Origin of the sequence: Lysinibacillus sp. NPDC056959 (assembly GCF_042674095.1) — a bacterium.
GTDB classification, from domain to species: Bacteria; Bacillota; Bacilli; order Bacillales_A; family Planococcaceae; genus Lysinibacillus; species Lysinibacillus zambalensis.
This window is the reverse complement of record NZ_JBHURE010000045.1, coordinates 1-14,574: the sequence shown is the minus strand read 5'-3', so window position 1 is coordinate 14,574 and position 14,574 is coordinate 1. Positions and strand designations below refer to the sequence as shown.

At 35.6% G+C, this 14,574-nt stretch carries 11 protein-coding genes and 11 tRNA genes; 2 read left to right on the top strand and 20 right to left on the bottom strand.

The genetic code is table 11. The features are described 5' to 3' along the window. Positions 1-730: 730 nt before the first annotated feature. Positions 731-2,611, bottom strand: a complete 1,881-nt coding sequence (locus tag ACFTQ7_RS24270; RefSeq protein WP_386831826.1) for an acyltransferase family protein — start codon at positions 2,609-2,611, stop codon at positions 731-733. Positions 2,612-3,048: 437 nt separating this feature from the next. On the opposite strand from ACFTQ7_RS24270, the gene ACFTQ7_RS24265 reads away from it, so the two are divergent. Next, complete coding sequence (locus tag ACFTQ7_RS24265) at positions 3,049-4,635, top strand: catalase (protein ID WP_386831824.1); 1,587 nt, start codon at positions 3,049-3,051, stop codon at positions 4,633-4,635. 49 nt (positions 4,636-4,684) lie between these two features. On the opposite strand, the gene ACFTQ7_RS24260 is transcribed toward ACFTQ7_RS24265, so the two are convergent. Beyond that, positions 4,685-5,587, bottom strand: coding sequence for a S66 peptidase family protein (locus ACFTQ7_RS24260; RefSeq protein WP_386831822.1), 903 nt, complete (start codon positions 5,585-5,587; stop codon positions 4,685-4,687). Between the two features lie 429 nt (positions 5,588-6,016). Further along, positions 6,017-6,730, bottom strand: a complete 714-nt coding sequence (gene nagB / locus ACFTQ7_RS24255; RefSeq protein WP_386831828.1) for a glucosamine-6-phosphate deaminase — start codon at positions 6,728-6,730, stop codon at positions 6,017-6,019. 204 nt (positions 6,731-6,934) lie between these two features. Between nagB and ACFTQ7_RS24250 the strand changes: the two genes are divergently transcribed. Then, a complete protein-coding gene (locus tag ACFTQ7_RS24250) occupies positions 6,935-7,678 on the top strand; it encodes an arylamine N-acetyltransferase family protein (RefSeq protein ID WP_386831820.1) in 744 nt (247 codons plus the stop codon). A gap of 64 nt (positions 7,679-7,742) precedes the next feature. Here the strand turns inward: ACFTQ7_RS24250 and ACFTQ7_RS24245 are convergent, their stop codons facing one another. From ACFTQ7_RS24245 to ACFTQ7_RS24165, 17 genes are all read right to left on the bottom strand, one after another. Beyond that, positions 7,743-8,834 carry an S-layer homology domain-containing protein gene (locus tag ACFTQ7_RS24245; RefSeq protein ID WP_386831818.1) on the bottom strand — a complete coding sequence of 364 codons (1,092 nt, stop codon included), beginning with the start codon at positions 8,832-8,834 and terminating at the stop codon, positions 7,743-7,745. A gap of 358 nt (positions 8,835-9,192) precedes the next feature. Further along, the gene (locus ACFTQ7_RS24240; RefSeq protein ID WP_386831816.1) at positions 9,193-9,480 is read right to left on the bottom strand and encodes a hypothetical protein; all 288 of its coding nucleotides are present in this window, start codon (positions 9,478-9,480) and stop codon (positions 9,193-9,195) included. Between the two features lie 169 nt (positions 9,481-9,649). Continuing rightward, positions 9,650-10,345 (bottom strand): ABC transporter ATP-binding protein, encoded by a 696-nt coding sequence (locus ACFTQ7_RS24235; protein WP_386831814.1) that lies wholly within the window; start codon positions 10,343-10,345, stop codon positions 9,650-9,652. 1 nt (position 10,346) lies between these two features. Next, a complete protein-coding gene (locus ACFTQ7_RS24230) occupies positions 10,347-11,381 on the bottom strand; it encodes an ABC transporter permease (RefSeq protein ID WP_386831812.1) in 1,035 nt (344 codons plus the stop codon). A 177-nt stretch (positions 11,382-11,558) separates the two neighbouring features. Next, positions 11,559-12,119: an RNA 2',3'-cyclic phosphodiesterase gene (gene thpR, locus ACFTQ7_RS24225; RefSeq protein ID WP_386831810.1), complete on the bottom strand. Its 561-nt coding sequence runs from the start codon at positions 12,117-12,119 to the stop codon at positions 11,559-11,561. Positions 12,120-12,657: 538 nt separating this feature from the next. Beyond that, positions 12,658-13,092 (bottom strand): hypothetical protein, encoded by a 435-nt coding sequence (locus ACFTQ7_RS24220; RefSeq protein ID WP_386831808.1) that lies wholly within the window; start codon positions 13,090-13,092, stop codon positions 12,658-12,660. A gap of 454 nt (positions 13,093-13,546) precedes the next feature. After that, positions 13,547-13,627, bottom strand: a tRNA-Leu gene (locus tag ACFTQ7_RS24215). A 47-nt stretch (positions 13,628-13,674) separates the two neighbouring features. Further along, positions 13,675-13,748, bottom strand: a tRNA-Cys gene (locus ACFTQ7_RS24210). 8 nt (positions 13,749-13,756) lie between these two features. Beyond that, positions 13,757-13,831: transfer RNA gene (locus ACFTQ7_RS24205), tRNA-Gly, on the bottom strand. 6 nt (positions 13,832-13,837) lie between these two features. Further along, positions 13,838-13,912, bottom strand: a tRNA-Gln gene (locus tag ACFTQ7_RS24200). A gap of 17 nt (positions 13,913-13,929) precedes the next feature. Further along, positions 13,930-14,005: transfer RNA gene (locus ACFTQ7_RS24195), tRNA-His, on the bottom strand. Between the two features lie 34 nt (positions 14,006-14,039). After that, positions 14,040-14,115, bottom strand: a tRNA-His gene (locus tag ACFTQ7_RS24190). A gap of 16 nt (positions 14,116-14,131) precedes the next feature. Continuing rightward, positions 14,132-14,205 (bottom strand) — tRNA-Trp (locus tag ACFTQ7_RS24185). Positions 14,206-14,215: 10 nt separating this feature from the next. Then, a tRNA-Tyr gene (locus ACFTQ7_RS24180) sits at positions 14,216-14,299 on the bottom strand. 10 nt (positions 14,300-14,309) lie between these two features. After that, positions 14,310-14,385, bottom strand: a tRNA-Thr gene (locus tag ACFTQ7_RS24175). Positions 14,386-14,394: 9 nt separating this feature from the next. Continuing rightward, a tRNA-Phe gene (locus ACFTQ7_RS24170) sits at positions 14,395-14,470 on the bottom strand. A gap of 15 nt (positions 14,471-14,485) precedes the next feature. Further along, a tRNA-Asp gene (locus ACFTQ7_RS24165) sits at positions 14,486-14,561 on the bottom strand. Between the last annotated feature and the right edge of the window lie 13 nt (positions 14,562-14,574).

Below are 14,574 nucleotides of genomic sequence, written 5' to 3'. Positions count from 1 at the left end.
AACTTTAGGAAGGTTATTTGTCATGCACTTTTTAGTATAGCACGTGCCTATTAAACTTTTAACAGAAAATTATTGACAAACTATTAGCTGGTTTAAATGTATAAGTTGTTGTAATCTTAATTCCATACGGTACAATGACTCCTACTCTTTGAATATTAATACACAGTAGTTTAATACAGTAACAGTCACTTTAATTAACTATACCCCTTATCTTCACATCGTATATTCTTCCTAAAATTAAATTATCAATAATTTGTGGTAGGTTAAGATAAAAAATCCAAGGTGTTTCAATAATAATAAAGAACACTCTTGGATAACTTACACTATGCTATTCTATATAAAAGGATCTATTTTATACCTAAATCAAACTATTATTTCATTTCAATATATATTTAAATCAAAAAAATCTTTCATTTCGTCCTCATCAGATTACCTGTCCATCCGAACAAATTTGATACAATGTATCACAATAGTCGGTAGCTTCCAGCGGTATATATTGTACAAGCTCATCATGTTGATTAAAATGTAAAATGGTATCATACAGCCATACAAGACCAACCATTTAATTTTGTATGGTACATGGCATAAAATTTATAACATCAGTCCTTATCCAAATTTGCTCCGAAAGTATTGATATAGTATTCCTTTAGACTTATCTACTTTGGAATTTTTCGGTGGCCGTACTAGTAGTTTTTATTAAAGCACCTTCTAGTTATCTAAAAATATGTTATTATTTATCATTTATTTCTTCCAATAGCCATTTACCCACATAATGTGAACCTTCATAAGACGTGTGATTTGTTTCATCGTAAATAGAGATACCATCAATTACATAAGGCGATAGAGATTTTTCATCTCCTAAGTAGTTATTTAAATCTAATAATGTTACTTTATTTTTATTATTTTTCACTACTTCAGTGATATTATTGTTCATTGCATCAGATAACTGATTCTCTGATATATTGCTTTTCGTATGTGCATTATTAACTACATTAGTAAGATAGATTTTAATATTATTTTCATAGAAAAAATCAATTGATTTTTGATATTGTTCGACAAATCGCCCATCAAATTCTGCATCTCCAACTCGCATCTCTTTCCCATCAATAACTTCTCTTGCTTGGTCTGCTTGCCCATATGAGATAACAACTTTTGTTGGATGATACGTATCAATTGCTGTTTGCCAGTAAGTAAGGTATTCTTCATATGACCTTATTTGATAAACAGGATCATCTGGATTTTCCCAATTAATTGTATAATCAGGATTCATAATACTCCCACCGCCGACTCCATATGCTAATATTTTATAAGGATAGTCCTCATTAGCTTCTTGAGCTAAATGTAACCCAAAAGCATTTCTATTAGACCAAGAATCTCCAATAAATAACACTGCTTCTTCTCCGTATTCTGTAATATATGGGTCAGGATTTATCCAGTTTTCCTCTATTTGTTTCTCACTAGAAGTAAATTTATAGATTACCTCTGGATTTTTTTGAATTCCAAATGTTAGAGCTGGAAACCCCAGTACAACAAAGGTTGCTATATAGGCATTTCTTATTTTGATCTTGCTCTCTACTATAAAATATAGCATTGTAGCCAGAGTTATAGAAATTGTTAGTTGAATAATAGCTAACTTAATAGGGCTATCTAAAGTGATCCCAAACCAATCAAAAAGGTTATTAGCGGAAATAAAAACAATCACAGGCATGTGAATTAAATATAAAGAATAACTGATTTTTCCGATAAATAAAATAAACTTGTTAGCTAACAAATAATCACTAAATTTAAAATGAGTAATACTTAATAAGTATATTCCTATTCCAAATATTACACAGTATAAAGCAATATATCCTCGGAATAAGTTGATATTGTTTAATTCAAAGAAATAAGTTAGGTATCCTAAAGATATCAAGACAAACAAAATTAAAAATTGATTTAGCTTTTTTGATGTCTTTTCTCTCTTAAAAACCAAAACACTTATGACACTTCCTACTACAAATGAAGATATACGTGTCAATGTATTATAGTATAGAAAATCAAAACTATAATTGATACTATAAAAATATGTGATCCCTACTAATACGGAGAACAGTACTAATAAAAAAAATAACATTCTTTTTTTATCTATTGTTTTATCTTCTTTCTTTTTTAGCAGTAGATACATAACAAACGGCCAAATAAGATAAAACTGTATTTCGATACAAATTGACCATAAGTGAAGTAGAGGGGACTTTACTCCCTGTTCCCAATAACCAGCACTATGGAATAATTCATAGAAATTTACGACACCTAAAGATGAAAAGAAAGCTTGGGAAAATACTTTATCTTGAATTGTCGTTAATGGAAAATTAACGAACAAAATTAATGTTACTATCGTACAAATAATTAATGGAGGTAGTATTCTTGAAATCCTTCGAATGAAAAAGCTTTTGAAATTAATTTTATTTGTATCATCAAATTCCTTAATCAGTAAAAGAGAAATAATAAAACCAGATAAAACAAAGAATAATTCAGGACCAGCTAATCCCAATTCTAGAATTTCCATATGGAAAAATATAATCAACAAAACAGCAATTCCTCTAAAACCATCTAAAAATTTGATTCTTCCCATAATATCGTGTATTTCTTCCTTTCTCCGTGACGGCCCTTATTCCAAGCTTGTTAAAAACAATAGCATTAATTTCTATATATTTAAAATCAATCTTTTCAGGTTTTTGAACATATTTTGATAATCCATTTATATGAACATATTTTGATAATCCATTTAAATGAACATAAACAAACTATTTTAAAGATTAATCTGTTTCCAACCAATAGAAAGCTAGATGTATCACTTGCTTTATACATCTCCCTCACTAGTTAATATCTAGGTTTTAAAAAAACTAACATGAATATCAAAGTAGTCAAATCAACATTTTCAAATTTCTAAGCATATTTTGATAATTAACTTTCTTTAACTCTCACTCATCTCGTGAGTATGAGGTTTTTCATGTCTAGTTCTCCCCCAGCATGGACAGAATGACTATATCCAAAGGAAGGAGTTATACAATGACAAAACAACACGATTCCACAAACGAACATGATAAAACTTTGACAAATCGACAGGGACATCCTATTACTAACAATCAAAATATACGAACTGTCAGTAATCGAGGTCCTGCAACCCTTGAAAACTATGATTTTATAGAAAAAATAAGTCACTTTGACCGGGAAAGAGTTCCTGAGCGTGTTGTTCATGCACGTGGTGCAGGGGCACATGGCTATTTTGAGACATACGGTGTTGTCGGGAATGATCCTATTTCTAAGTATACAAGGGCAAAAGTATTTCAGGATAAGGGTAAGCAGACGCCTGTTTTTGTGCGCTTCTCAACAGTTATTCATGGTGGTCATTCACCAGAGACATTACGTGATCCACGAGGCTTTGCTGTAAAATTCTATACAGAGGATGGAAACTGGGATTTAGTCGGCAATAATTTAAAAATCTTCTTTATCCGCGATGCTATGAAATTCCCTGATATGATTCACGCTTTTAAGCCTGATCCGATTACAAATATCCAGGACGTTGAACGCTTTTTTGATTTTTGTGCAAGCTCACCAGAATCCTTCCATATGGTGACATTCATTTATTCACCATGGGGTATTCCTGCTAATTATCGAATGATGCAAGGCTCTGGCGTCAATACGTATAAATGGGTCAATAGTGAAGGCAAAGCTGTCCTTGTAAAATATCATTGGGAACCTTTACAGGGCATTAAAAACTTAACACAAAAAGAGGCAGAAGAAATCCAAAAGAAAAACTTCAATCATGCCACACAGGATTTATACGATGCGATTAAAAATGAGGATTATCCTGAATGGGAGCTTAACGTCCAAATTATGGAGGATGGACCACATCCAGAGCTTGATTTTGATCCGTTAGATGATACGAAGCTTTGGCCTAATGATCAATTCCCGTGGTATCCAGTTGGTAAGATGGTGTTAAATAAAAATCCAGAAGATTATTTTGCTGAGGTTGAACAGGTCGCTTTCGGTACAGGTGTGCTAGTGGACGGATTGGATTTTTCGGACGATAAAATGCTACAAGGTCGTACCTTCTCTTATTCTGATACACAGCGTCATCGTGTAGGTGCAAACTATTTACAACTCCCTATCAATGCTCCTAAAAAACGAGTGGCAACCAATCAAAACGGTGGTCAAATGATGTATAAGCGTGATTTATCTCCTGGCCAAAATCCTCATATTAACTATGAGCCTTCGATGTTAAATGGATTAAAGGAAGCTACCCAAACGGCTAAGGAACATACACCACATGTGGAAGGCAATCTCGTTCGTGAATCCATTGATCGTCAAAGTAATACGAAGCAAGCTGGAGAAACCTATCGCAATTTTGAGCAATGGGAGCGAGATGAACTGCTTGAAAACTTAATTCGTGATTTAGCTGTCTGTAATATTGCCATTCAAGAGGCGATGATCGCATTAGCGGAGGAAGCAGACGAGGAGTATGGTCGCTTGTTAAAAGAAGGGTTACAAAAAGCTCAGAATGATTCTTCTTCATCAAAGCCACTTGGCAATATTGATGGTGATAAAGCGCCTCAAGACGCTGTGGATAAAGGTCATAACGCAGAGCCTTATTAATAACCTTACAGTAAAATGCTCAGCACAATATAAAGTGCTGAGCGTTCTTTTAATGCACACCAGGCAAAATCTTCAATACCTTTTCCTGTGCATCTAAAATGGCATCTACTCCTAATGGAATAGCAATATTCGTTGCTTCATGGCCGATTTTAAAGCCGGCTACAACTGGAACGCCTAAATCCGCAAAATAGTCCTTCATTAAAGTATACAGTGCCGCTTCATCCGCTTCAGTTTGTGTAAAGGAACCAATCATAACACCTACTAATTGCTCAAGCTTTCTCGCTTGTTTTAATTGCTGTAGCATAGAATCAATATGAGGAATCGTCTCCGCTAGCTCCTCAATCAATAAAATTCTACCTTCCGTGCGCACTTCAAATTTAGTACCTATTGTATTAACAAGACGACGTAAATTGCCACCAATAATCTGACCACGAGCAACACCAGGTGCAATCGTTGTTAACGGGGCAATATCCTCCGTATATTGTAATTCCATCGGTGAAAATAACTGTAAAAACATTTTCTTTGATACATCATCTATTCTATCTACAGACATAAGGAGCGGTCCATGAAACGTCACTAAATTAGCATATTCATTAATCGCGCAATGTAAATATGTAAGATCAGAGAAGCCCCAGAAGATTTTCGGATTTTCCTCAAGTAATCCGTAGTCAATCTTTTCCGCAATTCGAGCAGCGCCATAGCCCCCCTTAACACAAAAAATTGCCTTCACCTCTGGATTTCTCACCATCTCATGAAAGTCAGCCAGACGCTCTTCATCACTACCTGCCAGATAATCGTGCTTTGTCTGAAGCGTATCCCCAATTATATAGTTAAGGCCTAACTCTTCAAGAAAGGCTATTGCATCTCCTAACTTTTCGGGCTCTACTTGACTTGATAAAGCCACAAGACCAACTGTATCGCCCTTTTCTAAACGTTGTACGGTTCTTTTCACCCTAACCCCTCCTATTGTTTTTCTCATTCTAGCATATAGATAATATTGTAGCATTGATTAGTGGCGAAGCTAGTGCCTATAATCTTTAAATGTCCGGGTGAATACTCACCTTTTTTTGTTTCTAATTCTATCCGTCTCTGCGAAGGTTCTATCCACGATCTTGGCGAGTCTATCCACGGCTTGGGCTTCTCTATCCATCGCTTTGTCGATTCTATCCGTCTCTCTCGCCTTTCAATCCGTCGCTTCGGCCCCTCTTTCCGTCACTCTGATTTCTATCCGTCGCTTTGGCCCTTCTTTCCGTCGCCATCATTTCTATCCGTCTCCTTGACTCTTCTTTCCATCGCTCTGGTTCCTATCCCCGTCCCTTCGAATCCAATAAAATAAGCGCAGACTTCAAATAAACTAAAGTCTACGCTTAACGCTTCATTTCTATTTTGTTCCGCCGTAAATAATCGTTACATTTGGATGGTTTAATAATTGGCTTGCTGGGAAATCTTCAGTGATGAACCCACTTTTTAATTTTTCCATAGCCTCTAATTTTTTCTCACCAAATGCAATCAGGACGATTTCTTTGGCATTCATAATAGATTGAATGCCCATTGTAATAGCGTGCGTCGGTACATCCTTAGAATCATCAAAATAGATGGCATTTTCTGTGCGTGTAGATTCTGTTAACTCTACGATATTAGTCAGAGATTCGAAAGATGTGCCCGGTTCGTTAAAGCCAATATGTCCGTTAACCCCGATGCCTAATAGCTGAAGGTCAATGCCTCCCGCTTCCTTGATTCGAGCATCATAAGCGACACACTCTGCATCTAAATTTTCTGCCTTGCCATTTGGTAAATGTATATTTTCTTCCTTAATATCTACATGATTGAATAAGTTCTCATGCATAAATGTCCAATAACTTGCGGGACTTGATTGGTCGAGACCTACATATTCGTCTAGGTTAAAAGTGATTACGTCGTTAAAAGAAATATTTCCAGCTTGTTGGCGTTTCACTAATTCCTTATACATTCCTACAGGAGAACCACCAGTTGCTAATCCTAAAATACTTGCTGGCTTTGCTTGTAATTGTTTAGTGAAAATATCCGCTGCTACTTCGCTCATTTCATCGTATGAATTTACTTCTATCCATTTCATTTCGCATTTAATTTCGCTTGTCATTCGTATACCTACCTTACAATCATTATTATTAACTAAACTAATAGGGAATATTATTCTTATAGTAGCTAATATTTTAATTTTACAAGTTATTTACCTATTTTTCTATTATTTTCTTACTAATAATTACGTGTATTCTTAAGCCATTTCGGTTATGTTATTTAATAAGGAGGGAGGCGATTTATGAATTCACAAATACAGCAATATTTAAAGCTTATTCAATTTCAAGGATCTTTAGAGCCCTCCATTAAGCTACTTGGTCAGCTCCAAACGAGACATCTACATATAATTCCTTATGAGAACCTAGATGTTGCCTTGAAAAATGGCATCTCCTTCGCTATCCCTGACCTTTTTCAAAAAATTATTATTCAACATCGTGGAGGCAATTGCTTTGAACTAAATATTTTATTTAGTTGGCTACTTCGCGAGCTTGGCTTTTCTGTAACCAATCGCTATGCACAGTTTTGGCGCAATGTTGAAGCAGATACTCCTGTTGAGGATGTGCCTATGCACCAGCTATTGCTTGTCCACTTTGCTGGTCAATCATATATTTCAGATGTTGGGGTAGGTGCAGTAGCTCCTTGTAAACCAGTGCCACTAATAGCTGGGCATCAACACCGTGAAGGTAATGAACTTTATAAAATTGAACGAGATGAAGTGAACGGCTGGATGCTATACGAACAAACAAAACACGATTGGCGTTTACTATATAGTTTTTTCGATGACGCTAACGACGCAAAGTTTGCGCCAAGACTTTCTAAACAAAAAAATAAAATTGCTATGATTCGCACCCCTCGCGGACGACACACAATGCTTAACAATGAATTCCGAATCTACGAGGGACAATCCTTAACGACCTATTCAACTCATAACGAAAAGGATTGGCGACAAGCACTTCATCGTTTTTTTCATATTACATTAGATTAGATGCTTCATGACAAAAAGCAAGCCTCCTCATTCATAGGAGACTTGCTTTTCCTGTGGCTAACATTTAATTGGCTGTACGTTCAAGCAACTCATAAATAACAACATCATTGTAAAGCTCCTTAACTAAACCGATACCATCGACAAAGTAATATGTTGAAACTCCATCACTGTATATGGACTTTTCTTCTAGAACAATTACATTATTATAATTGACACCACCTGCTTGGATAGTACCATCTATTGTTTTAACTGTAATTCGGGTTCCTGAACTTTCCACGCCACCATTCTCATGTTGAATTACACCAATTCTAAGGGGTAAATCCAAATGAAAATCGTAATGCATACTTTCAGAGCTGGCAATTACTTGAGCATAAGCCTCGCTCACGCTAAATAAAAGCTCTTCATCAAAAAACTTTTCCGAATTCAAATCAGTTATTGTCCACACATCATTCTTATCGTCATAATGACTATACTGATAGTTTAATGTATACTTTTTTTTGTCTTTCAACGAATAATGCGAATACGTGTAGTCATACGCCTTATCTTTTATTAGATTCGGATTCGTTAGCGTTAATGCACGAGCTAAAAATGCTGAAAAATGAGCGCGCGTTAAAGGTTGATTGGGCTTAAATGAACCATCATCATATCCTTTTGTTATATTATTACTAGAAATTGCTGAGATTTCCTTATAGCCTCTTGTTTTAGCTGAAACATCTGTAAAATAGCTTGTCTCAGATCCCTTTATTTTAAATGCTCTTTGCAACACAATTGCCATGTCCCCTCTTGAAAGAGTTGCATTCGGATTAAATTTCTGTGCAGAATCGAAAATTCTAGCATTTTGCACTGTCGCAATTTCTTTATAGTAAGGATATGTAGTAGGTACATCCTGATACTTTAGATCTTTGACATCCGTCGTTTGCAATCCTAAAGCACGTGTTAGCATGACAGCTACCTGTGCTCTCGTTACATATGTATTTGGTTTAAATAGGTTATTAGGATAGCCATTAATAATTCCTTTTTCCACTAGGTAATCAATTTCAGTTATCAATGTATCATCCTTGGGCACATCTTTGAAACTCGCTGCATATACACTTTCAGTCGGTATTAACCAAACAGCTAATAACAGTGTACATACTATTTTCAACATTTGTTTCATTTCTTTCCCTCCCTTTCTCTATTACTCATAATATACTTTTTTAGATATTATTAACAATGCTATTTGAGCATTAATGAGAATGGTCTGTAAAGTAAGCCGAAAAGCTCGAATAACATAAATACTTAATGTAAAAGCTTTCTTCCAGATGGTAAAAAACCGCTATACTTTTCCGTCGGCAAGGCATGATCCGCATCAGGGGAAAAAATAGGATGTTGGACACGAAGGCATATGTCTCCTTCGCTGGATTTTTATTTACACTTCATCTCAAAAACAATTCTAGGATTGTCGCGGCTTTTTACCTTTCTAATTTAGATAACAAAAACACTGAACGAATTAACCCCTTTTAAGAGACAAGTAGCTAGTTATTATGCTCTTCTTCATTTTTCTTATAAATACCTAAGAGTAAAATAATAAGACCTATGATAAAAATTATAGGAAATAAAACCATCATAATCGATGCTGCCCAACCATTTCTAACCAATACTCCATACAATACGCCAATTAAATATGATAAAAATGGTGCAAACGCAATCATTATAATGATACCCCAAATGATATATCTCCCTTTTTCTGACCGTCCTTCGCTTAATTGGAATCCCGCTATTAACCCTACTAATACAATTATTAAGGCAATAACAAACGTCATTTCAAATCACCTCCTCCTTTCCTTCTACAATATGCTGCTTTCGTTTATCGATTTGGTAACTTAACACTAGGCTTTTAAAAATATTTCGTAATTTGCGCCTAGACTGAAATCATCCATTGATTCAAAAAAAATACCACAACCATCAAAAAGCTGTGGTTGTGGCTTTCTACTACTCGATCAAAATAACATCATGCAAAATGACACCATCGCTCATTTTTATAATACGATCCGTAAAAGCAAGCATCTCTTCATCATGGGTCACCATTAAAGTTGTAATGTTTAACGTTTTAGTTAAATCCTTAATTAGGAACATAACCTCTTTTGATCGTTGTGAATCTAAGCTTGCAGTTGGTTCATCTGCGAATAGAACTTTCGGTTTATGAATGATCGCACGAGCAATGGCAACACGTTGCTTCTCCCCTCCTGACAATGAAGAAGGATAAGAATTTTTCCGATGGTCCATCCCAACTAATTTTAGTAATCGATTAACTTCATTTTTTTGTTCCTGTTTCTTTAATTTTGATTCAGAAACATCTAGCATTAGTAGCAGCTGTTCCTCAACTGTAAGGAAAGGTACGAGGTGTGCAAATTGAAAGACAAACCCAAATTCACTTGCTCGTACTTTTCGAACCTCCTCAGCGTTCATAATAGACAGGTTTTTTCCTTCAAATATAACATATCCATCTGTTGCAGGCTGAAGTCCTGCGGCAATTGTCAAAAGTGTACTTTTACCGGAACCAGATGCACCTACCAATGCAGTTATTTCTCCTTCTTTTAATGAAAGATCTATCCCTTTAAGTATTTCCTCCTCTACCTCGCCATTCGTAAACGTTTTTCTAACTTCATCGATTTTAAATAAAGTCATATTAAGCCTCTCCTTGCTGTATCGCTTGTAATGGTTCAATTTTTTTAATTTGGAATGCTGAAATTGTAGCGCCTACAAATCCAATAATTAGGAATACGATCGATAATTGCGTTGTTGTCGCAATCGTTAAAGTAAATGGCATTCCTTTTGGCGCTATCAGATTAAAGGCCTGGCTAAAGGTTACAGATAAAACAAGTGAAATAACTGTAATGATGGCCATCTGTGTCCATATCATTTTGAATAACTTACTTGTTTTCAAACCAACCGCCTTTAAAATTCCATATAAGCCGATTTTTTGGACATTCATCATATAGAAGAAGATGGCGAACAGCATCCCACTAATGACTACTAGAAACCAAACAATCATATTCAAAGACATTTGTTCTGCGTTATAGCTTGGGATTGTGTTAAGAAATTCTTTATTTGAAAATGATTCTAATCCAGTAAATTCTTTTGAAGAATCTCCGTCTGGTAGGAAAATCATCTGCATTTCATCCACACGGTAAATTTCTTTATAATCCTCTTTATTAATGTAGGCAACAGGTGCATGACTATATTTCTTTTGGTCGACAAATCCCTTTACTACAAACTTGCCACCAAATAGATTATTCGTTAATGTATCTCCTACTTTAATTCCTTTATCTTTCATTGAGCTGTCTAATATGACTTCCTCATGTTCCACATTTTCAAATAACGCTGAATCGGTCGATGTAACAAAGGCAACGCTTTGCTGCTTATCGTCCTGATCATTTAAAAAGCCCATTTGTAATGAAAAAGCTACTGCATCTTTTTCTTTGCTCAATATTTCATTTTGTGTACGACTATCTATTTTTGACAGATTATATGTTTGATCTGCATCCCCATTCATATAAAATTGACCTTGTGGTAAATCCTTAATTAGAGCGGCATTATCTTGAGACAGTCCGTTCGCCAAACCAGAAATAATAAAAGTTAATAAACTAACTAAAAAAACAATTGACCCTAATATTAAAAATCTTACTTTATTTTTCTTAATTTCTTTCCACGCAAGATTCATCGTTAACTCCTCCGTTCCTTTTTACATCCTTAGCATAAACTCCTTAAATGAACGGAAGATGAACTAATTATTAAAAACAAAATATTTTCAGCAAAAAAAAGCTCATAAACCTTTTCTTTTAGGTTACGAGCTGAGTGTAATATGAGTCATTATTATAGTAGTAGGCTTTTGACCGATCTATTGGCCATCTAAACGAATGACAGCCTTTTTATAATATTTTGGCGTTTCCTCTATTTTTGATTCGTAAAAAACCACTTCTTCTACTAGAAATTTTGGAAGCTGAAAATTTCCTTCCATCAATGCCTCGAACGGAATTTTCCCGCATGCTTCATCCCACTTTCTTGCAACAGTTATATGGGGGACAAAGGGCTTCTTATCTAATTCAAATCCAACCTTCATACAGTCTTCGTATACTATTTCTTGCACAACATTTAATTGCTGAGATTCGAGCAGATCAACCCATAAAATTCTTGGATATTCTTTTCTCCCAAAAGTATTGAACCCCTGAATTTTTAATTCGAATGGAGAAACATTCAGAAGATTTTTCCTCGTTTCAGCAATTACATCCTGTAATTGCTCTTCATCCGCATGACCTAAAAAAGCCAAAGTGATGTGAAAATCTTCCTGATGAACCCATCGTTTAAAATGATAGTCTGTTTTCATTTTTTCACATCTCACATGAAGAGCTGCTTTAATGTCTGAAGGAAGTGGAACTGCAATAAAAAAGTGTCTGTTCATAATCATACCCTCTCTATTCTTCGAAAATGCTACTTAACAGGCATTATGTCTTTTCCTACAATAAATTAACCATACTACTACGCTAAAGTAGCGAAAAAGACTACACAACTAAATACTGGTATACGTTTATCTGAATTTGTAGTATTAAATAAAAGTGATGTTAGAATAGTGAACGGTAAGGTGAGCGATTTGCTTTAGATAGTATAGAAAACACAACCAGATGTAATTCCCCTAAACAAAAAAGCACGAGAGCCATTAACAAATATTTATATGAGTGAGACATACGATTGAAGCTTTATTTATTTCAAATAGTGTAAAACGAATAAGTATAAATCTGGTATAGCATCTCGATTTATGACACTTGTTTAAAATCCATTTTTTTCATAATTTACCTCCTGTCATAATAGCAATAACATCACTCAGAGACATTGCTTATACTTTTTCTTTTGTAAGTTTTTCAGGATTGGAAAGCGACTACGTAAAATTATCTAAATTACAATGTTAGCTATTAGAATCTTGGACTCTATTTATATAAATACTAATAAAAATAAAATGTACCAATAATCGTTTTACCATCATGTAAATATAATGGCGTCGATTTTTTAAATGATTTATTATATTCATCTACCTTATTTGGCGAAGATATGCCATCAGGCTGATAAATATATCCTAATTCACCGTTCTCACCTTCTGCCAACATTAATTCAGGTTCAACAAGCATTAAGTTTTCCATATTAGGACCATACGTTTGCCCATCTTCATTTATTGGATAACCATCGCTTATAATACTATCTCTAGTTGGTATAACTAAATTTGAGGCAGTCACCTTTATACGTTCGCTATTGTTATCATCTATCATCATTTTATTAACAAAGAATGCATTGCTCGATGGTACTACAAAGAACATTATTACCAACAACATTAGAATAACAGTAAGTGCCTTACTATTTGCCTTTTTGCCACTCTTTATCATTGTAAATTCTCCTTTCCATCAGTTCTTAGGTTCCCTATATCATTGTTTGTTTCCAATCAATATGATTAAACATCTCTCTAAACTACTTAATCTGTATAATTCTTAATTTCGTTCAGTTTAGAGCTATCATTCCTATCATCTTCAATATTTTGAAAAAAGCTCTTTTAGTAGTTATTAACTCTATCACTCTTTATAAAAGTATACAAATCAATCTTTGCTGGCTTTCGTTCATATTTTGAGAATTGATTTATTTGAAATTTTAAGTACCTATATGATATAAAAGAATTTTAGACGAATATTGTTAAACATTCTTTAATGAATATAAACAATCCATGATGCTATAAAAAAATCCACTCAAATCAAAATAGATTTTGAGTGGATCTTAAATGTTTCTACAAATTTACTACAATAAAAAAAGAACCCTTGTATATCAAGGATTCTTTACTAAATATGATACCGGTGGTCGGGGTCGAACCGACACTCCAAAGGAACACGATTTTGAGTCGTGCGCGTCTGCCAATTCCGCCACACCGGCATAATGGAGATAAAAAAAATCGGAAAATCCGATTAAGAAATAAATTATGGAGGCGGCAACCGGATTTGAACCGGTGATAAAGGTGTTGCAGACCTGTGCCTTACCACTTGGCTATGCCGCCATAATAATTGGAGCGGAAGACGAGGTTCGAACTCGCGACCCCCACCTTGGCAAGGTGGTGTTCTACCACTGAACTACTTCCGCAATAAATGGCTGGGGTACCTGGATTCGAACCAGGGCGTGACGGAATCAAAATCCGTTGCCTTACCGCTTGGCTATACCCCAAAAGTTAAATATATAAATGGGGCGACTGATGGGAATCGAACCCACGAATGCCTGAACCACAATCAGGTGCGTTAACCACTTCGCCACAACCGCCATATTACTATATTTTTTATTGTTTTAAATTAAATGGGGCGACTGATGGGAATCGAACCCACGAGTGCCTGAACCACAATCAGGTGCGTTAACCACTTCGCCACAACCGCCATGAAATTAATTAATTGGCAGGGGCAGTAGGAATCGAACCCACATCAAAGGTTTTGGAGACCTCTATTCTACCGTTAAACTATGCCCCTATGAAAAAACTGGTGGAGGGGGACGGATTCGAACCGCCGAACCCTAAGGAGCGGATTTACAGTCCGCCGCGTTTAGCCACTTCGCTACCCCTCCGGGAAAATCATGGTGCCGGCGATAGGAGTCGAACCCACGACCTACTGATTACAAGTCAGTTGCTCTACCAACTGAGCTACACCGGCAAAAAAATATGGTGGGTCAGGACGGAATCGAACCGCCGACACTTAGAGCTTCAATCTAATGCTCTACCAACTGAGCTACTGACCCATATTTTTTAAAAAATGGCGGTCCCGACCGGGATCGAACCGGCGATCTCCTGCGTGACAGGCAGGCATGTTAACCGCTACACCACGGGACCATTTTGGTTGCGG